Annotated in this window: 21 protein-coding genes; 9 read left to right on the top strand and 12 right to left on the bottom strand. The window is 67.7% G+C overall.

Going from position 1 to position 19,164, the window contains the following annotated elements; translation table 11 throughout:
* Positions 1–70: 70 nt before the first annotated feature.
* Entirely contained in the window at positions 71–1,912 is a 1,842-nt protein-coding gene (locus A5688_RS10075; RefSeq protein ID WP_067914358.1) for a fatty acyl-AMP ligase, read from the bottom strand.
* A gap of 208 nt (positions 1,913–2,120) precedes the next feature.
* Between A5688_RS10075 and A5688_RS10070 the strand changes: the two genes are divergently transcribed.
* Positions 2,121–2,588, top strand: a complete 468-nt coding sequence (locus A5688_RS10070; protein ID WP_067839300.1) for an SRPBCC family protein — start codon at positions 2,121–2,123, stop codon at positions 2,586–2,588.
* Between the two features lie 58 nt (positions 2,589–2,646).
* On the opposite strand, the gene A5688_RS10065 is transcribed toward A5688_RS10070, so the two are convergent.
* From A5688_RS10065 to A5688_RS10040, 6 genes are all read right to left on the bottom strand, one after another.
* Entirely contained in the window at positions 2,647–3,027 is a 381-nt protein-coding gene (locus A5688_RS10065) for a hypothetical protein (RefSeq protein ID WP_067839297.1), read from the bottom strand.
* Between the two features lie 114 nt (positions 3,028–3,141).
* Positions 3,142–4,305, bottom strand: coding sequence for an LLM class flavin-dependent oxidoreductase (locus A5688_RS10060; protein WP_067914361.1), 1,164 nt, complete (start codon positions 4,303–4,305; stop codon positions 3,142–3,144).
* A 163-nt stretch (positions 4,306–4,468) separates the two neighbouring features.
* A complete protein-coding gene (locus tag A5688_RS27720) occupies positions 4,469–4,819 on the bottom strand; it encodes a hypothetical protein (protein ID WP_068268142.1) in 351 nt (116 codons plus the stop codon).
* A gap of 152 nt (positions 4,820–4,971) precedes the next feature.
* Positions 4,972–5,190, bottom strand: a complete 219-nt coding sequence (locus tag A5688_RS10050; RefSeq protein WP_067832639.1) for a hypothetical protein — start codon at positions 5,188–5,190, stop codon at positions 4,972–4,974.
* A 263-nt stretch (positions 5,191–5,453) separates the two neighbouring features.
* Positions 5,454–7,742 (bottom strand): isocitrate lyase ICL2, encoded by a 2,289-nt coding sequence (gene aceA / locus A5688_RS10045; protein ID WP_067914367.1) that lies wholly within the window; start codon positions 7,740–7,742, stop codon positions 5,454–5,456.
* A 246-nt stretch (positions 7,743–7,988) separates the two neighbouring features.
* Positions 7,989–8,702: an MBL fold metallo-hydrolase gene (locus A5688_RS10040; RefSeq protein ID WP_067914427.1), complete on the bottom strand. Its 714-nt coding sequence runs from the start codon at positions 8,700–8,702 to the stop codon at positions 7,989–7,991.
* A 106-nt stretch (positions 8,703–8,808) separates the two neighbouring features.
* Here A5688_RS10040 and A5688_RS10035 point away from each other — a divergent pair, with 106 nt between their 5' ends.
* The 5 genes from A5688_RS10035 to A5688_RS10015 all read left to right on the top strand — a co-directional run bounded on the left by A5688_RS10035 (position 8,809) and on the right by A5688_RS10015 (position 11,553).
* Positions 8,809–9,123: an ArsR/SmtB family transcription factor gene (locus A5688_RS10035; RefSeq protein WP_431768075.1), complete on the top strand. Its 315-nt coding sequence runs from the start codon at positions 8,809–8,811 to the stop codon at positions 9,121–9,123.
* Entirely contained in the window at positions 9,120–9,536 is a 417-nt protein-coding gene (locus A5688_RS10030) for an SRPBCC family protein (RefSeq protein ID WP_067914372.1), read from the top strand. The genes A5688_RS10035 and A5688_RS10030 overlap by 4 nt, the downstream gene beginning before the upstream one ends.
* 50 nt (positions 9,537–9,586) lie before the next feature.
* A complete protein-coding gene (locus tag A5688_RS10025; protein ID WP_067914375.1) occupies positions 9,587–10,033 on the top strand; it encodes an SRPBCC family protein in 447 nt (148 codons plus the stop codon).
* A gap of 66 nt (positions 10,034–10,099) precedes the next feature.
* Positions 10,100–10,708, top strand: coding sequence for a YbhB/YbcL family Raf kinase inhibitor-like protein (locus A5688_RS10020; RefSeq protein WP_067914430.1), 609 nt, complete (start codon positions 10,100–10,102; stop codon positions 10,706–10,708).
* 17 nt (positions 10,709–10,725) lie between these two features.
* Positions 10,726–11,553, top strand: a complete 828-nt coding sequence (locus A5688_RS10015; protein WP_067914378.1) for a lipase family protein — start codon at positions 10,726–10,728, stop codon at positions 11,551–11,553.
* Positions 11,554–11,557: 4 nt separating this feature from the next.
* Here A5688_RS10015 and A5688_RS10010 read toward each other — a convergent pair whose 3' ends face one another.
* Positions 11,558–13,126 carry a phytoene desaturase family protein gene (locus tag A5688_RS10010; RefSeq protein WP_067914433.1) on the bottom strand — a complete coding sequence of 523 codons (1,569 nt, stop codon included), beginning with the start codon at positions 13,124–13,126 and terminating at the stop codon, positions 11,558–11,560.
* 109 nt (positions 13,127–13,235) lie between these two features.
* Here A5688_RS10010 and A5688_RS10005 point away from each other — a divergent pair, with 109 nt between their 5' ends.
* A complete protein-coding gene (locus A5688_RS10005; protein ID WP_067835316.1) occupies positions 13,236–13,835 on the top strand; it encodes a TetR/AcrR family transcriptional regulator in 600 nt (199 codons plus the stop codon).
* A gap of 29 nt (positions 13,836–13,864) precedes the next feature.
* Here the strand turns inward: A5688_RS10005 and A5688_RS10000 are convergent, their stop codons facing one another.
* The gene (locus A5688_RS10000) at positions 13,865–14,734 is read right to left on the bottom strand and encodes a LysR family transcriptional regulator (protein ID WP_067914381.1); all 870 of its coding nucleotides are present in this window, start codon (positions 14,732–14,734) and stop codon (positions 13,865–13,867) included.
* A gap of 109 nt (positions 14,735–14,843) precedes the next feature.
* Here A5688_RS10000 and A5688_RS09995 point away from each other — a divergent pair, with 109 nt between their 5' ends.
* The gene (locus tag A5688_RS09995; RefSeq protein WP_067914384.1) at positions 14,844–15,236 is read left to right on the top strand and encodes a tautomerase family protein; all 393 of its coding nucleotides are present in this window, start codon (positions 14,844–14,846) and stop codon (positions 15,234–15,236) included.
* An 8-nt stretch (positions 15,237–15,244) separates the two neighbouring features.
* Positions 15,245–16,222 (top strand): NAD(P)H-dependent flavin oxidoreductase, encoded by a 978-nt coding sequence (locus A5688_RS09990; protein WP_067914436.1) that lies wholly within the window; start codon positions 15,245–15,247, stop codon positions 16,220–16,222.
* Here A5688_RS09990 and A5688_RS09985 read toward each other — a convergent pair.
* Genes A5688_RS09985 through A5688_RS09975 form a run of 3 tightly spaced genes read right to left on the bottom strand, consistent with a single transcriptional unit; the run spans position 16,216 to position 19,089 of the window.
* Complete coding sequence (locus A5688_RS09985) at positions 16,216–16,929, bottom strand: hypothetical protein (RefSeq protein ID WP_067914387.1); 714 nt, start codon at positions 16,927–16,929, stop codon at positions 16,216–16,218. The genes A5688_RS09990 and A5688_RS09985 overlap by 7 nt on opposite strands.
* 15 nt (positions 16,930–16,944) lie before the next feature.
* Complete coding sequence (locus tag A5688_RS09980) at positions 16,945–18,390, bottom strand: class I adenylate-forming enzyme family protein (RefSeq protein ID WP_067914390.1); 1,446 nt, start codon at positions 18,388–18,390, stop codon at positions 16,945–16,947.
* Between the two features lie 9 nt (positions 18,391–18,399).
* Positions 18,400–19,089 carry a hypothetical protein gene (locus A5688_RS09975; protein ID WP_242660393.1) on the bottom strand — a complete coding sequence of 230 codons (690 nt, stop codon included), beginning with the start codon at positions 19,087–19,089 and terminating at the stop codon, positions 18,400–18,402.
* Positions 19,090–19,164 lie beyond the last annotated feature (75 nt).

The raw sequence follows: 19,164 nt of genomic DNA, 5'->3' as shown, positions 1-19,164 counted from the left end.
CATCTCCACTAAGCCCGGAGGTCCTCCCTTCTCACAGCCGAATCGTCAACAACGTCCCTGCCGGGTACAACTAGCGGACGCCCAGGGTGCCGGCGAGGTATGCGGCCCGGCAGGCCCTGCGGGCCAGTTTGCCGCTGGTGGTCCGGGGGATGGCACCGGCGGGCAGCAGACGCACGTCCGAGACGGTCAGAGCGTGCCCCCGCCCGACGGCGGTGCGGATCGCCTCGATCGCCGGGCGAGGATCCTGGCGGCTGGTGCCGGCGGCCCGTTCGGCGACCACGACGAGCCGGGCATCATGCGGGTCATCGTCGGCCGGCACGGAGAACGCCGTCACGTAGCCGCGCCGGACCACCTCGGAGGCGGCGGCGACGGTGGACTCGATGTGCTGCGGGTAGTGGTTGCGGCCGTCGATCGTCACCAGGTCCGCGATCCGGCCGGTCACGTAAAGCTCGCCGCCGAGGTACACGCCCAGGTCGCCGGTGCGCAGCCAGGCGCGTCCGGGATCGGCGCCATCGGCGTGGCCGCCGTCGGTGAGCCGCGATCGCAGAACGGCGCCGAACGCCCGCCGCGTTTCCTCCGGCAGTCCCCAGTAGCCGCGTCCAACATTGTTGCCCTGCAACCAGATTTCGCCCACCTTGCCATCCGGCAACTCGGATCCGCTGGCGGGGTCGACGATGACGGCCCATTCGCTGCGCGCGACCTGACCGCACGACACCTGCGCGACGGCGTTGGGAGAATCCGCGTCGACGCGCACCGCGTGGCCGGCGCCCAGCCGTTCGGAGTCGAAGTACACCGCCGTCGCCTCCGCGGAAGGGGCGACGGTCGCGACGAACAGCGTTGCCTCGGCGATGCCGTAGGACGGCTTGAACGCGGTGCGCGGCAACCCGTAGGGCGCGAACGCCTTGTTGAAGGTCCTGATCGCGTCGATGCTGACCGGTTCGGAGCCGATGATCATCACCACGTTGCGCAGATCGAGGTCCGCGCCGCGGGCGGGCAGGCCGCGCTGTGCGGCCCACTCGTACGCGAAGTTCGGTGCGGCGGTGACGACGTTGCCCCGCCGCGACCCGTCGGACAGGGCCCGAATCCATCGCTGGGGTCGTCGTACGAATGCGGTGGGAGACATCAGCGTGGAATGGCCGCCGTAGACCGCCGGGAAGCCGATCATCGACAGACCCATGTCGTGGTAGAGCGGTAACCAGCTGACGCCGTGGGTGTTTCGGTCCAGCAGGTCGATCGACAGAATCATCTGCACCAGGTTGGTGCCCACCGCGCGGTGGGTGATCTCGACGCCGACCGGCGGCCGGGTGGAGCCCGACGTGTACTGCAGGTGGGAAACGTCGTCCATGCCGAGTTCGGTGGGCACGAACGACTCCCCCGCCGAGTCGGGTATCTGGTCGATCGCGATCACCTGCGGCCGGCGCAGGTGTGGGTGGCCGGCCAGGAACTTCTCGACCGCCTCTTCGGCGGCCGTCGTGGTGAGGACGACGGTGGGCTCGGAATCGCGCAGCGCGGTGTCAAGGCGTTCGGCATGCCCGGGCAGTTCCGGGGCGAACAACGGCACCGCGATGGTTCCGGCCTTGACCGCCGCGTAGAAGCCGGCGACGTAGTCGATGCCCTGCGGCGCGAGGACCGCAACGCGTTCACCGCGACTCGCGGCCCGCTGGATGCGGGCGCCGATGGCTTCCAGCCGGACGCCGAACCGGGTCCACGTCACCTCTTCGGCGTCGCCCTCGGCCGAACGGCTGTAGTCGAGATATCGGTACGCCACGGTGTCACCCACGTTGGCGATGTTGCGGTCGATGAGCGAGATCAGGTTGACCCCGGGCGGCATGACGACAGCGCCACCGGCGTCCAGGCAGTCCTCGATCCGAAGCAGGCCATCTGGGCCGTCGTGCCGCGCATCGCGATTCATGACTGCAGTCTAGGCAGGCCGGCGCGACGGTCCCCCGCGATGAATTGGCAAACATCAAGAGCGGCGGGCGCATTCGCCGTCCCCTGCAGGCCGTCGATCAAGGAGCGAACAGCGACGCTCAACCCGATCCGGCTCAGGACCGGCGCGGGCGGTAGCCTACCGGCGAGCGATGTCCAGGGCCGTCCGTTTGCTACCACCAGGAGTTGTCATGCCGGGCCGGAACTTTTCCTTCGAGATCAACCGCACCAGCAGTGCGCCCGCCGCGACGCTGTTCCGGCTGGTGGCCGACGGCGCCAACTGGTCGCGGTGGGCCAAGCCGATTGTCATGCACTCGAGTTGGGCCCGCCAGGGCGATCCCGCGCCGGGCGGCATCGGGGCCGTCCGCAAGGTGGGCATGTGGCCGGTCTACGTGCAGGAGGAAACGGTCGAGTACGAGCAGGACCGCCGCCACGCCTACAAGCTGGTGGGGCCCGCCACCCCGGCCAAGGACTACGCCGGCGAGGTGGTCCTCACACCGAACGCGGCGGGCGGAACCGACATCCGCTGGACCGGTTCATTCACCGAGGGCGTTCGCGGGACCGGGCCGCTGATGCGCGCCGCAATGGGCGGGGCGGTGCGGTTTTTCGCCGCCCGGCTGGTGAAGGCGGCCGAGCGCGAATCCAACGCCGGGCGCTAGCTTTCTGGCACGGCGCATGGCGGCCGCGCACGCCGGCCGCCACGCTTCGGTGCACGAACTACGGGTTGTTGAACTGGTTCTCGTACGTCTGCTGCTGCTGCATGTCCTGATTGAACTGCTGCTGGGCCTGTTCGTTTTGCTGTTCGGCCTGTTGCATGGACTGCTGCAGCTGCTGCTGGTTCAGCTGCTGCTGCAGCTGGGCTTGATCGTCGTCGTCATCGGCGGCGAAGCCGCCGCCGGCAATACCCGGCGGCGCCTGGGGTGAGACGGCCAGATCCGTCGGGCGCACCGATCCGGATCCCGGCATGATTCCGGCGGTCTGGGGCTGCGCGGCGTCGTACAGGGCCAGGACGGCCAGGACCGCGGCGCCGGCCAGTCCGAGCAGTAAACGTCGCCGGCGTCCGCCGGCGACGGTGGGGCGAGGGGTGTTGGTGGTCATCCTCCAGATATGCGCCGCGCCCCTGGCCGCCCCCTGAGACCAGGCTGTCTTCTGGGTATGAAGCCGGGCGCGGAATGCCCGGGCTGCGAATCGCGGTGTGCGGCGCCCGAGCCGCTACTTCGCGTCGACCTCGTCCTGATACTTCTTGGTCATGTGCGCGACGGCGTCCAACTGCGACTGCGCCAAGCTTTCCCGGGCCTGCCCGGCGCGTGCGGCGGCATCCAGGGTCGGCTGCGCCTGACCCTGGAAATGCGGCATCACTTCGGCGGCGAACAGTTCGGCGGAGCGTCTGGTGGCGGCCGGATTGGCCCATTCGTGTCCCATCTGCAGCATGCAGCCGAACCCGCCGGACTGATCCCACAACCGTTGCACCTGCTCCCGCGCCCGCTCGGGAGTTCCGATCACGCCCGCCCCGTTGTCGTTGATGACGTCGATCATCTCGTCGAGCTGGTCGCCCGGCATCGTCATCTGCGGGAACGCGGCGACCTTTTGGAAGTACCGGAACCACGGCTCGATGCCGAACTTGATCTCCTCGCGGGCCTGCTTTTCGGTCTCGGCGAGGTGGAACAGGCCGACCAGGCTCCAGTTCTTGCGGTCGACCTGCGCACCGAATGCCGCGGCGCGCTCCTCGACGATGCCCCAGTGGTAGGAGAGGGCGTTGAAACCCTCAACAGTCAGGGTCGCCCCGATGGAGAGCAGGCCGATGCCGTGCTTGCCGGCCAGCCGTGCACCCGTCGGCGATGCGACCGCGGCGACGGACAGCGGGATCCCGCCGTCGGAGTACGGGGCAAGCTGCAGCTTGGCGTCGAAGAGCTGATGGGTGGCCGTCTTAGCGCTGACCGTCTCCCCCGCCAGCAGCCGCACGACGATATCGAGGTTGGTTTCCAGCAACTCTCGGGTGTCGGTGGGGGTGAGTCCGATCATGGACGAGTCGCTGGGCAGCGAGCCCGGCCCCACTCCGCCGATGATGCGGCCGTGCGTGAGGTGGTCCAGCAGCATCAGCCGGTCGGCGACCCAGAGCGGGTTGTGATACGACAGCGAAATGACCCCGGTCCCGAACCGGATTCGCTTCGCGCGTTCGGCGGCGGCGGCGATGAAAACCTCCGGGGAGCTGATGATTTCGCTACCGGCCGAGTGGTGTTCGCCCAACCAGACTTCGTCGAAGCCGAGGGCGTCGAGGTGCTCGATGAACTGAAGATCGCGTTGCAGGGCCAGCGTCGGGTTGGTACCCGCGCGGTGGAACGGGGCGATGAAGTATCCGAACCTGAGCTTCGACATTGAAGTCCCCTTGCATCCGAGTTGCGGAGAACCATAACTCGGATGGCGGGTTCGGCCCTAGGCCCACAAAGGGTTCAGCCGATGGGGCCAGGTAATCCCGGCCCCACCGGCTAGGTAACAAGTCTTTTGGTCGCCCGACACACGGGCTCAACGGGACTCGGCGTCAGTAGCCGCCGCAGACGTTGCCGACGCAACCGCCGCCGCCGCCCGGTCCGCCGCCGCCACCGCCGACGCCGGGAATGCTGCCGCCCCCGCCGCCGGGTCCGCCGCCACCGGTCGGGCCGCCGGGCACGCCGCCGCCGCCACCGCCGGGTCCGCCGCCGCCGGTCGGGCCGCCCGGTTCACCGCCGCCGCCACCGGGCGCAGTGGAAGGCGCGACGCTGGACGACGGCGTGGTGGTCGAAGTGGTGGTGCTGCTCGGGCCCTGCTTGTGACCGCCGCCGCAGGCGACCGACAGCACCAGCATCGCCGCACCGCCGAACAGTGCGACCGCCGTCCTCGGTCCAGACCTCATCAGATCCCCCAATCTCCACTTGCGTCACTTCCCGCCGCCCACTTTTTGTTACCCCCGGGAGTCACCGCGCAAACAGTTTTCGGCGGCCGGATTGCGCAATACGAAGATGGCCCATCACGCTGGGGTGATGGGCCATCGCACACGGTGGTCCGCTAGCAATTCGCTCCCGGCACGCAGCCGACGAGCGTGGCGACATGCACGCCGGCCGCGGCCGGGCCGGGCTGGATCGGCGCGGCGCTGGACGACGAATGCATGGTCGCCGGCGGTGCGTTGTCCGCCGGGCTAACACCGGCGGGGCCGAATCCGACCGCCAAAACAACCGCTGCCGCACCACCGAACGCGGCGATCGCCTTCTTGATTGTGATTCTCATCAGGCGCTCCTTCCAGTTCCGGCGCGTTTGTTAAATCTGAACGCACGTTTGTTACAAGCTAAATCCTACACTTGTGCAACTGTACGCAGAGTGAATTCTTTGCTTGACGCGCTCCAATAAGCCGAGACGGGTCGGGGTCACGCACAACGGGCGCGGCGGCGAGGACGCGCTTGACGCGGCCGGCATGTGCCGGCGCCGGATCGGATGCGAACCGTCAGCGGCCGCCACGTCGATCGATGTGACGGCCGCGGTCGGGCCGCTGGCTAATCTTCCTTGGTGATCAGCTTGCGCAGCGCGACCCGGTCGGGCTGCAGCAGTTCGGCGATGCGGGGCCGGTTCACCTCGGCGACGATGATCTCGCCGACCTCCTGATAGACCTCGCTGAAGATGCCGTGCGATTTCATCTTCGAGGTCTGATATTGGTTGTCCTCGGTCGGCGTCACGTAGATCACCGCGTCGGCCTTGAAGCGGTGCACCAGCCACAGGTGAATCAGGGTCATCAGCCGCTTCTGCCGTAGCTTCTCGGCGAAGGTGTTCTGGTCGCGCACCTGAAGGATGCTGCGGCCGTGCCGGTCCTTGATCGGGTCGACGACGACGTTGGCCAGCTGCTCGTCGTCATTGCCGTAGATGCCGAGTTCCAGCACGTCCGAGCCGGCCCGGCGGGGCCGCAGCTGCACGCGGAGCTTCTCGCCGAGGCTGTAGTTCTCGCTCCACATCGCCAGCCACTCCTCGAGCAGCTTCTTCGGCACCTCGGTCTGCACCAGGTGCTGGTGCTGGGTCGAGCCCTCGCCCATCGCCTTGGTGGTTGCGGTGCGACCCGACGAGGCGGACAGCGCGGCATCGCTGCGCGGGCCGCCGACCAGGGTTTGCGGTGTGCGGTACGGGGATTCGACCAAGCGCATCTTGCGCTGCAAGCGGGCCAGCGCCAGCATGCCGTCCTGCTGCAGCGAGGTGGCGAACTCCTCGGCCGCCACGCCGTCGATCTGGTGCCCGCCGTAGGTGATGAAGTTGAAGACGAAGCCCATCTTGCCCAGTTCCTCGGGGAACTGCTTCATCTGGTCGTCGGTCATACCGGTCGTGTCCCAGTTGAACGACGGCGACAGGTTGTAGGCCAGCATCTGGTCGGGGAACTCGGCGTGAATGGCGTCGGCGAACTGCTTGGCGTCGGCCAGGTCGGCCGTCTTGGTCTCCATCCACAGGATGTCGGCGAACGGCGCCGCCGCCAGTGACTTCGCGATGGCGTACGGGATGCCGCCGCGGATCTGGTAGTAACCCTCGGGGGTCTTGGCCAGCTCGCAGTCCCAGCCCGGGTCGACGCCCAACTCCTTGGCCTTCTTCTTGGCGGAGTAGAGCGACGCGCGCGACGCGAAGGCCCGCCACTCGTCGGCGCTCATGTCGGCCGGCTCGCCCTCGCTTGCGTCGAATTCGAGCACGTCCGCCACGGCCTGGCCGTAGGTCATCAACCCGGCGTCGTCTTCCCACGCTGCCACGAATCGCGACTCGACCTGGTCGAACAAGTCGTCGATCGACTGTTCACCGTTCTCGCGCCAGGCGTTGACGGCGTCGGAGATCACGCCCTGGATGCCTTGGCGCTCAAGCCAGGCCGCGGCCTGGGCGTACTCCCCTTCGGGCAGCGCGTAGAGCAGATGGCCGTTGAGGTCTTTGACGCCCAGCTCGTAGAAGCGGCGCACCATCGCCAGGAAGCACGACTTGTACGACGGGATATTGAGGTTGGTGGCGCCGAGCAGGAACGGCTGGTCGCGCTCGTCGGCCCTGCTGTCGAGCAGGTTGGCAGCCTCGGCGTCGGTGCGGGCGACGATGATGCCCGGCACCTTCATGATGTCGAGCTGAAAGCGCGCGGCATTGAGGCGTTTGATCTGCTCGTCCGACGGGACCAACACCTTGCCACCCTGGTGGCCGCACTTCTTGGTGCCGGGCCGCTGGTCCTCGATGTGGTATCCCGGCACGCCGACCTCGACGAAGCGGCGGATCAGGTTGCGCACGTGCGGGTCGCCGCCGTGGCCGGTGTCCGCGTCGGCGATGATGAACGGCCGGTAGTCGTATTCGGTGGCGGTGGCCCGCTGCTGCTCGCTCATGCGCAGGCGCAGGTACTGCTGGTTGCGGTCGGCGGTCAGCAGCGCGCGCACCAGCACCGCGGCGTCGTCGGGAACCTGGCTCAGCGGGTAACTGGCGAGGTCGGGTCCGGGGTCCTCGGTGGTGGAGCCCTTGGCCGACGTCGCCCAGCCGCCCAAGTAGATCCCCTCGATACCCATCCGCTTCATCGCCACCGCCTGACCGGGCGAGTACGGGCCGAACGTGGTGATGCTCTTCTTCTCGGCGAACAACTCGCGCAGCCGCTCGTAGAAGGCGGCCGCCGCGTTGCGGGCAACGGTGTAGTCGGTGGGGATGGTGCCGCGCTGCTCGGCTACCTGGCGGGCCGTGAAGAGGCGGGTGATGCGGGAGAAGCGCGGGTCGTCGAAGTATTGCTGCGTGGCAGCGACCTCGTCGTCGAACGATGGCCGGACTTGCGTGTCCCTGTCGATGATCGCCATGTCTTACGCTCCTCTGCAGCAAGATTCCACTGAACGTGAGTCTATCCCCGGAAACGGCCGTTCAATCAGGGGCCGAAAGTCTCAAAACCAAAACTGTTGCCGCACCCTGTAGTTGCGCGAGCGTTTCGGTGGCGGGGCGGTGATCGGGGCGGATCGCGCTGCCTCACACGGCGGTCCGCCGGCGGTGTCGGGCCGCCGTGCGGCTTCAATGCCCTGGGAGACAATACCTTTCGATATGGTATGTGCTCAGGGCGCGGCTGCGTGCCGGGCCAACCAGTCCCGCTGGCGACGGACGAACTCCGCATCGACGACCTTGCCATGGCCCGGGACGTAGATCGCCTCGGGACCCCCGACCGCCAGCAGCCGGTCAAGAGTCGTAGGCCAGGCCGCGACATCGGAGTCGGCGTCGATCGCGGGATCCGCGGACTCCTCCACCAAATCACCGGTGAACACCACGACCCGCTCGCCCTCATCCGTCGGCGGCGCGATCACCACCAGGTCCGACGAGGTGTGCCCACGCCCGAGGTGGGCGATGGTCACCGTCCGGTCTCCCAGGTCGACGACGGCGTCGTAGCCGCCGACGCGCGGGGGCCGCAGGGCGGCGATCGCCGCGTCTATCTCGGCGGGATCGGCTCCGTATTGCAGCGCGTCGGCGCGGATGTCCTGGGTGGCCGAGGAGAGGTATTCGACCACCTCGGGCGCGCAGTGCACCTGCGCCCCGGAGAACAGCGACGAACCCAGCACATGGTCGAAGTGCTTGTGCGTCAGGACAATATGGCTCACGGGGCGTCCGGTGAGCAACCGGATGTCGGCGTCGACGGCGGCCGCCTCGGCCAGCGTGGTCCCGGTGTCGACCAGAAGCGCTCCGGTGCGGCCACGCACGAACCCGATGGTCACGTCGCAGAACGGAAGGCGGCAGCGATGCACACCGTCGGCCAGCCGTTCCCAGACGAAATGCACACCCAGGAAGGTAGCCGCCACGGGTTCCGGCGACCAGCGCATTCCCGCCGCGTCTAATGTCGGAAATAGTTGACATGTTGGAAATATCCGACGTATGGTGCCGAGCGTGGCCAGCGCCGATCGCGTCTTTCTCGCCTTGGCCAACCCGGTGCGGCGCGAACTGCTGGAAATCCTCGTCGACCGACCACGGTCGGCGGGGGAACTCAGCGACCGGTTCGCGCTGAGCCGGCCCGCGGTCGCCGAACACCTCAAGGTGCTGCGTGACGCGGGGCTGGTGACCGACCAACAGCACGGGCGCCATCGCATCTACCGCCTGACCGCGGAGCCATTGGCGGAGCTCGGCGACTGGCTGCATCCGTTCGAGAAGTTCTGGCGTGCCCGACTGGGCAAGCTCGCCGAGGTAGCAGAGGAGCTGGAATGACCGAAACGTCACGGTTCGCGACGATCCGGGTGGATCAATTCGTCGCGGCGCCGCCGGCCAAGGTGTGGCGACTGCTGACCGAACCCGAGCTGATGAAGCTGTGGTGGGCCGAGGGGCAGGTGGCCGCGGTGGTGGGACACCAGTTCACCCTCGACATGCCGGGCTATGGCAAGCAGCCGTGCACGGTGCTCCGGGTCGACCCGCCGCACCTCTTCGCCTACACGTTCACCGCCGCCTGGACGCTGACCTGGAGGCTGGAAGCCGAAGGGGACGGTACCCGAGTGTTTTTGGAACACAGCGGCTTTGACCTCGACGACAGCCGCATGACTCAGGCCTTCGAGCGCATGGGGCAGGGATGGCGCGACGTCGTCCTCCCCCGCCTCGCTCGCCTTGGTGCACAACCAATTCCCTGACGCGACGTGCCACTGGTTTCGACCCGCACCGCGCTGGCTATCTTCCCGGCATGGCTATCACCGACTCCCGCGAGGTCGTCATCGAGGCGACACCCGACGAAATCATGGAGGTGTTGTTCGATATCGAATCCCTGCCCGAGTGGTCGTCGGTGCACAAGAAGATCGAAGTGCTCGAGCGCGACGACCAGAATCACCCGGCCAGATCCAGACAGGTCGTCAAGCTCGTCGGCGTCAGCGACGAACAGGAGCTGACGTACACCGTTCACGACGACGGTGTGGGCTGGAACCTGGTCAGCGCCAAACAGCAACGCGCCCAAGAGGGTCGGTACACGCTGACACCCGAAGGGGATGCCACCCGGGTCCGCTTCGAACTCACCGTCGACCTGGTGGCGCCCGTGCCCGGTTTCCTGGTCAAGAAGGGGACCAAGAGCCTGATGGACACCGCCACCGAGGGGCTGCGCAAGCGGGTCCTCGAAGTCGCCAAACGCGACAAGTAACGTCAACGGGCCCGCGTGAAGATCGGGTCCTTCCCGAGCGCCGTCGCGCGAGTCAGACTGTTCTTCATGGAATCGACGCTGGCGGGCACGCTTCACCGGATCGGGGCGATCATCAGTGCGCTGGCGATCGCGCCGGCGTTGGCCGGCTGCGGGGGCCACGGCGATAGCCACCCGACGACACCGTCGACCCCGAAGGTCACCACCCTCGGTCGCACGGCACCGAACGCGCCGGCGGGCGGGCCGTTGACGATCAGCAGCCCGGCTTTCGCCGACGGGGCGCCGATTCCCCCGCAGTACACCTGCAAGGGCGCCGGCATCGCCCCGCCGTTGGCGTGGTCGGCACCGTTGGGCGCCGCCCTGATCCTCGACGATCCCGATGCCGTCAACGGGCTCTACGTCCACTGGGTCGTCGTCGGCATTCCCCCCGGTTCGGGCAGCACCGCCGACGGTCAGACCCCGGCCGGGGCGACCGCGCTGCCGAACACGGCCGGCCAGCCCGCGTACATGGGTCCCTGTCCCCCGGCGGGTACCGGCACACATCACTACCGGTTCACCCTGTACCAGCTGCCGAATGACTACCAGCTGCCCGGCGGCCTGGCCGGGGTTCGGGCGGCGCAGACGATCGCCGGTGCCGCGACCGCACAGGCGCAGCTCACCGGACTGTTCGGCGGCTGAACCCGAGCGGGCCCGCGATGCCAACACAATCGACGTTCGACGTAACGCGGGCAATACAATTCGCCCAACTCGTCAATGCGACCTACGCGACGCCACCCGATGACCTGACGAACGCGGCCGGTCGGCCCCTGCGCGCCGGCGGCGTCGACTACACCGTGGTCACCACGATCTATGCCAACGATCTGGCGACCGACATGAACCCGGCCCGGGTCGGCGACGAAGTATCCATCGGGCTGATCTGCCAGGAGAACAAAACCGGCGACGTGGCGGTCGCAATCCGCGGGACCGTGGGGATCCTGGAATGGATTCACGACGCCGAGTTCGGGCTGGTGCCCTGTCCCTTCCTGGCCGGCGCCGGCCACACCGAAGACGGTTTCACCGACATGTACTCCTCGCTGCGGACCGGGGCCGCGCCGGGTTCGCCGACGGTGGTCGACGCGCTCGCGAAGCTCCCGCAACCCGTCACCTCCGTGACGATCTGCGGGCACAGCCTGGGAGGCGCGCTCGCGACGATGCTGGCCCTCGACGTGGCGGCCAACACCGTGTTCACGGCGCCGGCCGTCTACACCTACGGCAGCCCGCGCACCGGCGATTCGCTGTTCGCAAGCACCTACGACCAGGTGGTCAAGAACTCGTATCGGGTCACCAACCGCCTGGACGTCGTCACCGCGCTACCTCCCACGTTCGTCGGCTACGAGCACGTGCTCACCCCCGACGAGCTGAACCCGGTGAGGTTGGTCAAATGCACTCTGATATGCGAACATTCGCTTGCGACCTACCTGTATCTGCTTTCGCTGCAATCCGGTGGCCCGGTGCTTGCCCTGGAACCCGCCTGCAAACCCTGAAAAGTCACGACGCGTCGTCGAGCACCTGGTAGGCGGCGTTGTACCCGGGAGTGAAGGTGATGCCCGGCCCGCCATGGCATCCGGCGCCGGCGAGATACAGGCCTTCGATTCCGAGGGGCACATCGAGGAAGCCCTTCGGGCCGGGCCGGTTGGGTCCCATCAGGTCCGGGTGCAGCAGCCCGTGGCAGAAGTCGCCCGAGGGTGCGCCGAACATTGTGTTCATGTGGTAGGGCGCGAACGTGATGTGGCGTATCACGATGTCCTTGAAGTTGGGCGCCAACCGGGCGATCTTGTCGATAACCCGTTGCGCCATCTCGTTTTTCAGATGACCGTGCTGGTCGCGAGGCACTTCGACCGGGAAGGCGTAGGCGTAGGCGCTCGCCGCGTGCTTGCCGGGCGGCGCCATGTCGGGATCGTGCACCGACGGGATCTGCATGCCCATCGACGGGCTGTCCGGAACGATGCCTCGCCGGCAGTTTTCCCAGTGCAGCTGTTGCTCCTCGGGTGAGCCGAAGATTCCGACGGACTGTTGCATGCCTTCCTCGTTGAGGAACTCGTACGGCGGGGCGAACTCGGGCAGCCCGTCCAGGGCGAAGTGGATCTGCACGAACGAGGCCCGGTGGTCGCGGCCGGAGACACGCGAAACCAGCTGCGCGGGAACGTGTTCGAGTGCGATCAGTTCGGTGAGCGTGACGTCGGGCGACAGGTTGGACACCACGATCGGCGCCGAGATCGTCGACCCGTCGCGCAGTCGTACGCCGGTCACTCGCTCCTGGTCGACCAGGATCTCCTCGACCTTGGTGCGGAACCGGATCTCGCCGCCGTGGGCAACGAACAGCTCTCGCAGGTGTTCGGTGAGCGCGCCGATGCCGCCCTTCAACTTGGTCATCATCGCGGTGCTGTTGTCGGGTACCGCCAGCGCAAAGGCCAGACAGGTCGCGCTGCCCGGTGTGTACGGGCCGCGGTAGGTCGAGTTGACCGCGAGGAATGCCAGCATCCCGCGCATGACCGCGTGCTTGTCTTTGTCCGGCAGGTAGCGGTCGATCACGTCCATGGCCGAGCCGAACAGCATTTCGTGAATCGCCCGGCGTTCGTCGTCGTTGGTCGCGCAGGCATACATCTCGTCCAGGGTCTTGGGTGGCCGGCGCACGTCGAAACGGCCCAGCGCCTTCGCCGGACCCTGGCTCCAGCCGATCAATTCGGCCATGCCGGTGACCGCCTCGAACCCGTGCTTGTCGCTCAGATGCGTCATCAGCCGCATCGGGTCGCGGTAGAAGATCATCGGCTCTTCGCCGTGTTCGCCGATGTTGGTCGACATGACGTCGGGCTCCACCGCCGGCAGGGTGTCCAGCCCGAGGTCCTTCGCGAGTTGGCTCGCCATGGGAAACTGCACCGAACCGGCGATCTCGTACCGGAAGCCGTCGATCAACTCGACCGTCGCCGCCATGCCGCCCGCGTAGGTGTTGGCTTCCAGGCACACCGTGCGCAGGCCGGCGCGTTGCAGGATCGCCGCCGCGGTCAGCCCGTTGTGCCCGGCGCCCACCACGATCGCGTCGTAATCCGTATTGCCCATGGTCTTGGCCCTCGCCTCCATCGGGTAACCGCGTGCCAAGAATATGTCAGTACTGACACAATTGGAAGACGTCAGTTCTGCCGTGGCCTGGGATACGATCACCGCTGAGATGACTGCCCCGGGCAACCGTCATGAACAACGACGACGATCGACGCATGAGGCGCTTCGTCGAGCGGCGCTGAAGAGCTTCGCCCACAAGGGGTTTGCGAACGTCACCGTCACCGAGTTGGCCCGCGAGGCCGGTGTCACCGAACGCACCTTCTTCCGGCATTTCCCGACCAAGGAAGCCGTGCTCTTCCAGGACTACGAGACCCAGCTGGAATGGCTGGCCGAAGCGCTCGCCCAACGTCCGCCCTCGGAACCGCTGTTCGACGCGGTGCTGGCCAGCGTTGCCGCATTCCCGCACGACCTCGAAGTGGTTCGCCAGGCCGCGGCCGCCCGGGCGGAGCTGATCAGCGCCGAGCGCATCGCCGGTCACCTGCGCGTCGTGCAGTCCTCGTTCGCCCGCGTGCTCACCGACTTCGTCAGGGCGCGGAATCCGGACCTGGCGAACATCGATCTGGCCGCCGAGGTCGCGGGTTCGGCGATCGCCGCCGCGCTGGTTGCGGCAGTGGAGAACTGGGGCCGCAGAGGTTGTTCCGGCGACCTCGGCCAAGACGTGACCGCGAGCCTGGATCTGGTGCGCTCCGGCCTGGCGCCGCTTGCCTGACGGTGCCCGCGCCGTCGGGGCACCCTTCGTCACTGGTCCGCCGCGGTCTCCACTGCCACCGCGATGAAGCGACGAAGCGCGGGGCCGTTGGCCCGCTTCACAAACGCCAGGGCGACGGGAATGTCGGGTGCACCCTGCAGGGCGACGAACCGCACGCCCGGGTGGATGTTGCGCCGGATGGCGACATCGGGGATGACCCCGATGCCCCGGTCGGCCGCGACTGATTCGATCCACTCATCGAAATTCTTTGTCTCGACCACGGTTTCGGGTCCGACTCCCGCGGGCCATGACCAGGGTCCAGTGGTGCCGCTGGCGGTGTTGACCACCAGCGGCCACCGTGGCACCTCGGCCCAATCCAGTGCCCCTCGTTTGGCCAGGGGTGAATGAACGGAACACACCGCCACCCGTGGCTCGTCGAAAAGGTGCACGATTCGGACGGCGGTCGATGTCACGTGCCCGCGCACCAGGGCGACATCGACCCTGCCCTGCTGGACCGCACCGAGCGCGTCGTCGGTGCGGATCAGGTTGACGGTGGTCCGGGCGGCCCGCTCGAAACGCGCCACGGTGTCCTGCGCCCACGGATCGGGCAGCAGCCAGCTGAACCCCAGGCGGATGCTCGCCTGCTGCCGGACGGCGTCGACACCGCGCCCCAATTCGGCGAGGACCCGCTCGACGTAATCGAGGAAGACCCGCCCGGCCTGGGTGGCGGTGACGTGTCGCGAACTCCGGTCCAGCAGCGTGGCTTCCAGTGCGTCTTCGAGTTGCTGGACGGTTCGACTCAGCGCGGGCTGGGTGATGCTCAGTTCCTGGGCGGCCTGCGTGAACGATTCGAGGCGCGCCACCGCTTCGAACGCCCGAAGGTGACGCAATTCGACTCGGCCGGCCTGCACCACGTCCATGCGTGATGAGCATAGATGTCCTACAGAAGGCATTTCACGCGGGAGTACCGGGCACCTAACGTCGGTTGCAAAGGACGCGCAATCCGCGCTGTCGTTCGCAGGAGGAAAAATGCCGCTGCTGTATGTCGACCTCGTCGAGGGTCGTACGCGGTCCGAAGTTCGCGCACTGCTGGACGCGATCCACGAGACGGTGGTAGAGGCGTTCGGTGTCCCCGAGCGGGATCGCTACCAGGTGGTGCACACCCACCCCGCGCACGAGATCGTCACGCTGGATACCGGTCTCGGCATCGATCGTTCGTCGCGCCAGGTGGTCTTGCACGTCGTGAGCCGACGCCGTCGCCGTGAGCTCAAGCAGAAGTTCTATGAGTTGCTGGCGGCCCGTCTCGCCGACCGCTGCGGCCTGGACCCGGCCGATCTGATCGTCTCGATCACCGAAAACGGGGACGAGGACTGGTCTTTCGGCCACGGTAGGGCGCAGTTCCTGACCGGCGAGCTCACGTGAGCGCCGCGATGGGTTTGCCGACACGGCTCACCGAGTTGTTCGGGATCGAGCAGCCCATCCTGCTCGCGCCGATGGCCCTGGTCTCCGGGGGCAGGCTCGCGGCGGCGGTGACGCGGGCCGGCGGCCTGGGCCTCATCGGCGGGGGCTACGGCGACACCGAATGGCTGCAGTCCGAGATCGGGCAGGCCGACGGCACCCGGGTCGGATACGGGTTCATCACCTGGAGCCTGGCCCGCAATCCCGGAGCGCTGGACATGGCGCTGGCCCAGCGGCCGGCGACCGTGATGCTGTCGTTCGGCGAGCTGCAGCCGTTCGCCGACCGCATCCACGCGGCCGGCGTCCCGCTCATCGCGCAGGTGCAGAACCTCGATCAGACGCGCCGTGCCGTCGACGCCGGGGCGCAAGTCATCGCGGCTCAGGGCGGCGAGGCCGGTGGACACGGGATGAGCGTGCGGTCGACGTTCACCCTGGTGCCCGAGATCGTCGACCTCGTGGCGGATCGCTCACCCGACACATTGGTGGTGGCCGCCGGCGGCGTCGGTGATGGCCGCGGGCTGGCGGCCGCGCTGGCGCTCGGCGCCGACGGCGCGGTCGTGGGAACCAGGTTCTGGGCGACGCCGGAGGCGCTGGTGTCGCCGAGAGCCCAGCAGCGGGCCCTGTTGGCCGGCGGAGACGACACCGTGCGTACCCGCGTCTATGACGTTGTGCGCCACCTCGATTGGCCCGCCGGATACGACGCGCGGGCGCTGAGCAACGCCTTCACCGACACCTGGCACGGCAATGAGGCCGCGCTGTCGGCGCGACTGCCCGAGGCGATCAGCACCTACGAGAAGGCCGTCGCCGCAGAGGATTTCGACACCGCCGCCATCCTTACCGGCGAAGGGGTGGGGCGCATCCACGAGGTCCGTCCCGCCGCCGAGATCGTCGCCGACATGGTGAGTCAAGCGAAGCGCATCCTCAACCGGGCTGGCCCCTCGGCTCAGTAGAGGGGTGACCAGTCCGAGGTGCGCAGCAACCGACTCTCCCATTGATCGCGGAACTTCAACGCTTCGAACATGTAGCTGCCCGGCGCCCGGTGCTCGGGCGGGATCTCGGTGGTGAGCAAGTGGACGAGCGCCGCGTAGTTGTTGGCGTCGTCAATCCTCTGCCACAGCATCGCTTCTCGCCGTCGATGGCTGCCGTGCGCGACCTGGAAGCACGCCTGAATATCCAGGATCCGCATCCGCGCGGGTGCCCGAGACAGTGGCCGATAGTAGATCTCGTCCCAGGAGCGGATGTAGTCGTCGAGCGGCGCGTAGGGCCACCCGGTGTCTTCCATGAACAACGTCAGCCCGTGCGTGGACCCGTCGGTGGGCACGGTCGTCAAGTCCACGGTCTGAAGCGGTGACCACGGAACCGGCAGCAGGATCTTGCCGCTGACTTCGTGGCGCAGGTTGTCCAGCTCGCGCATCCAGGGTCGGAGGTCACCGCTCTGCGCTCGGCGTGCGAGTCGCTCCCAGGCCGCGCCGTCGACGATGCCGGTGATCGTGACCACGTTGTACGACATCCCGGACCCGTGGGCGTGATTGGTGTACCAGAGCAGTCGAGCGTCGTCCTCTTCTGCCAGTGTCGGCATCCATCCCTCGCGGTATGCGGCCTCGAAATCGTCTTGGCGCGCACCGACCACGCTGTGGGTCTCGTGAAGGAACAGCATGGGAACTCCAGGGGTTCAGGCGTCATTCGCAATCAGCGCGGCGAGCTCGCGGCGATTGATCTTCCCGGTTGAGCTGTAGGGGATGTCGTCGACGATCACCAGCCGCTCGGGCAGCTTGAAGTAAGCGATCAGCTCGCGACAGTGCGCGCGCAGCTCGTCGAGAGTGACTGGTGTGCAGGCAGATACGACGGCCCCCACCCGCTGACCGAGTTCGTCGTCGGCGACGCCGACGACTGCGACGTCGAGCACTGCCGCGTGGGAACGCAGCGCTTCCTCGACTTCGGTCGGACCGAACTTCTCTCCCCCGCGGTTGATGGTGTCACTCAGGCGGCCACTCGGGAAGATGTAGCCGTCGGGGTCCTGGCGGGCCAGATCGCCGGTGTGCAGCCAGCCCGCGGTGACATTCTGGGTGGTGTTCACCCACAACTCGCCGACCGTTCCGGTTTCGACGTCGCTGCCCGTGTCCGGATCCACGACGCGCACGTCGACCCCGGGTAGCGGTCGGCCCACGGAACCCGCGCGAGCGGGATCGCGGTGATCGTCCGGCATCAGGGTCGTGTACGCGCCGAGGGTCTCGGTCTGGCCGAACACGTTGGCGAAAGCCACATGTGGAAGCGCGGTCATCGCCCTGCGCACCAATCTGACGGGCGCTGCGGCGGCGCCGTAGGCGATGGCGACCAGCGACGTCAGATCCGTACCCGCGAAGTCGGGATGGTCGAGGATGCGCTGCAGCATCGTCGGCACCATGAACGTGGTGGTCACGCGGTGCTCTGACACCAGACGTAGCCACTCGCCGGCGTCAAATCGCTGCTGTATCACCGAGGTGTTGCCGGAGTACAAGCTCCCGAGGATGCCCAGTGCGCCGCCGACATGGAAGAAGGGGACGCACATCATCCCCACCGCCGGTCGGGCCTGCGCTTGAAATGGTGCCGCCATCCCCTTGATCCGTCTCGTGAGCTGCTTGCTCGTGATGGCGACGGCCTTGGGCAGTCCGGTTGTCCCGCTGGTGAAAAGGATCAAGGCGTCCCGGTCGTCGGCGCTGTCGGTGGGTTCGTCGCCGGGCCGACGGGTGGTCATGATCAGATCCGCTGCGGTCAGCACCGCGGGTATGCCGGCGTCGCGGAGCCGGTCGGCGTACGGCGCCCCCGCCACGGCCACCCCGGCGCAACCGGCGTTGTCGACGAGCCCGTGGATCTCGTGCGGGGTCAGCGCGGGATTCATCAGCGCGGCCGCCGCACCGATGCGCGCCGCCCCGAGCAAGGCCGCGATCGACAGCAGACTTCCGCCGTCGAGGACAGCGACACGCTGGCCGGCCCGCACTCCGCAGGCGGCAAGTCCCGCGGCGCACTGGCGGACCGAATCCGCCACCTCGCCGTAATCGATGGGCCGCCCGTCGATGATCAGCGCGGTCCGAGCGGGATCGCCGGCCGCGGCGGTGTCGAGGATCGTCCCGATGTTCATGCGCGCCGCTCAGTACCAGGGCGACCACGCGGAGGTGCGCAACAGCCGGCTGGTCCACTGGTCGCGCAGCTCCAGGGCGTCGTGCATCCAGGTTCCCGGGGCGCGGTATTCGTCGGGAATCCGGGTTCGGAGCAATCCGAGCAGTTGCTTGGGGCGCTGGATGCGCTGCATCAAAACGACCTCGCGGCGAAGGTGGCTGCCCAGGGCGGGCTGGAAAGCCGCCTGGATCGCCAGCATTGCCGAGGGGCGTTCGAGGCCTGCGGCATACACATCCCCGCAGCGGGCGACGTATTCCTCGAACTTGTCTTGGTAGGGCCACATGGTGTCTTCCATGTAGAGGCTCAGTTCGTGCTCCCGCCCGTCGGCCGGTACCTCGTTGAACGCCACGTCCCGCAGCGGCGACCACGGGAGTGCCACCAACAGTTTGGCCTCGACCCCGTGCCGTAGTTCGTCCAGTCCGCGCATCCATGTCTGCAGATCGCCTCGTTGCACGCGGAGCGCGAGACGCTCCCACGCGGCTCCGTTTCTGACGGCGGTGACGGTGACGACCGTGTAGGACGGGCCGCTGCCCTGGGCGTGGTCGGCGTACCACAGCAGCCGCGCATCGTCGCCGGCGGCGAGCATGGGCATCCAGCCGTGCCGGAACGCGGCCTCGAAGTCGTCTTCGTGGCGGCCGCGCACCGTGTGCACCTCGTGCATGAACAGCACGCCGAGACGGTAACTCCAAACCGTTTGCCGGGTCTATGCCTGGCCTCGGCGACCATGATCTGGTTG

The organism is Mycobacterium mantenii (genome assembly GCF_001667865.1).
GTDB classification, from domain to species: Bacteria; Actinomycetota; Actinomycetes; order Mycobacteriales; family Mycobacteriaceae; genus Mycobacterium; species Mycobacterium mantenii_A.
Note: the sequence above shows the minus strand (reverse complement) of the source record. Positions and strands in the feature narration are given on the sequence as shown.

Bases quoted from the DNA above. Each gene is read 5' to 3' on its own strand.
- A5688_RS10065 (WP_067839297.1), bottom strand. From the start codon at position 3,027: ATGACCACCAACACCCCTCGCCCCACCGTCGCCGGCGGACGCCGGCGA.
- A5688_RS09980 (WP_067914390.1), bottom strand. From the start codon at position 18,390: ATGAACATCGGGACGATCCTCGACACCGCCGCGGCCGGCGATCCCGCT.
- A5688_RS10060 (WP_067914361.1), bottom strand. From the start codon at position 4,305: ATGTCGAAGCTCAGGTTCGGATACTTCATCGCCCCGTTCCACCGCGCG.
- A5688_RS10010 (WP_067914433.1), bottom strand. From the start codon at position 13,126: ATGGGCAATACGGATTACGACGCGATCGTGGTGGGCGCCGGGCACAAC.
- A5688_RS10000 (WP_067914381.1), bottom strand. From the start codon at position 14,734: ATGGACGTGGTGCAGGCCGGCCGAGTCGAATTGCGTCACCTTCGGGCG.
- A5688_RS10020 (WP_067914430.1), top strand. From the start codon at position 10,100: ATGGAATCGACGCTGGCGGGCACGCTTCACCGGATCGGGGCGATCATC.
- A5688_RS10030 (WP_067914372.1), top strand. From the start codon at position 9,120: ATGACCGAAACGTCACGGTTCGCGACGATCCGGGTGGATCAATTCGTC.
- A5688_RS10075 (WP_067914358.1), bottom strand. From the start codon at position 1,912: ATGAATCGCGATGCGCGGCACGACGGCCCAGATGGCCTGCTTCGGATC.
- A5688_RS10005 (WP_067835316.1), top strand. From the start codon at position 13,236: ATGACTGCCCCGGGCAACCGTCATGAACAACGACGACGATCGACGCAT.
- A5688_RS09990 (WP_067914436.1), top strand. From the start codon at position 15,245: ATGGGTTTGCCGACACGGCTCACCGAGTTGTTCGGGATCGAGCAGCCC.
- A5688_RS10015 (WP_067914378.1), top strand. From the start codon at position 10,726: ATGCCAACACAATCGACGTTCGACGTAACGCGGGCAATACAATTCGCC.
- A5688_RS10025 (WP_067914375.1), top strand. From the start codon at position 9,587: ATGGCTATCACCGACTCCCGCGAGGTCGTCATCGAGGCGACACCCGAC.
- A5688_RS09975 (WP_242660393.1), bottom strand. From the start codon at position 19,089: ATGCACGAGGTGCACACGGTGCGCGGCCGCCACGAAGACGACTTCGAG.
- A5688_RS09995 (WP_067914384.1), top strand. From the start codon at position 14,844: ATGCCGCTGCTGTATGTCGACCTCGTCGAGGGTCGTACGCGGTCCGAA.
- A5688_RS10070 (WP_067839300.1), top strand. From the start codon at position 2,121: ATGCCGGGCCGGAACTTTTCCTTCGAGATCAACCGCACCAGCAGTGCG.
- aceA (WP_067914367.1), bottom strand. From the start codon at position 7,742: ATGGCGATCATCGACAGGGACACGCAAGTCCGGCCATCGTTCGACGAC.
- A5688_RS09985 (WP_067914387.1), bottom strand. From the start codon at position 16,929: ATGCTGTTCCTTCACGAGACCCACAGCGTGGTCGGTGCGCGCCAAGAC.
- A5688_RS10050 (WP_067832639.1), bottom strand. From the start codon at position 5,190: ATGAGAATCACAATCAAGAAGGCGATCGCCGCGTTCGGTGGTGCGGCA.
- A5688_RS27720 (WP_068268142.1), bottom strand. From the start codon at position 4,819: ATGAGGTCTGGACCGAGGACGGCGGTCGCACTGTTCGGCGGTGCGGCG.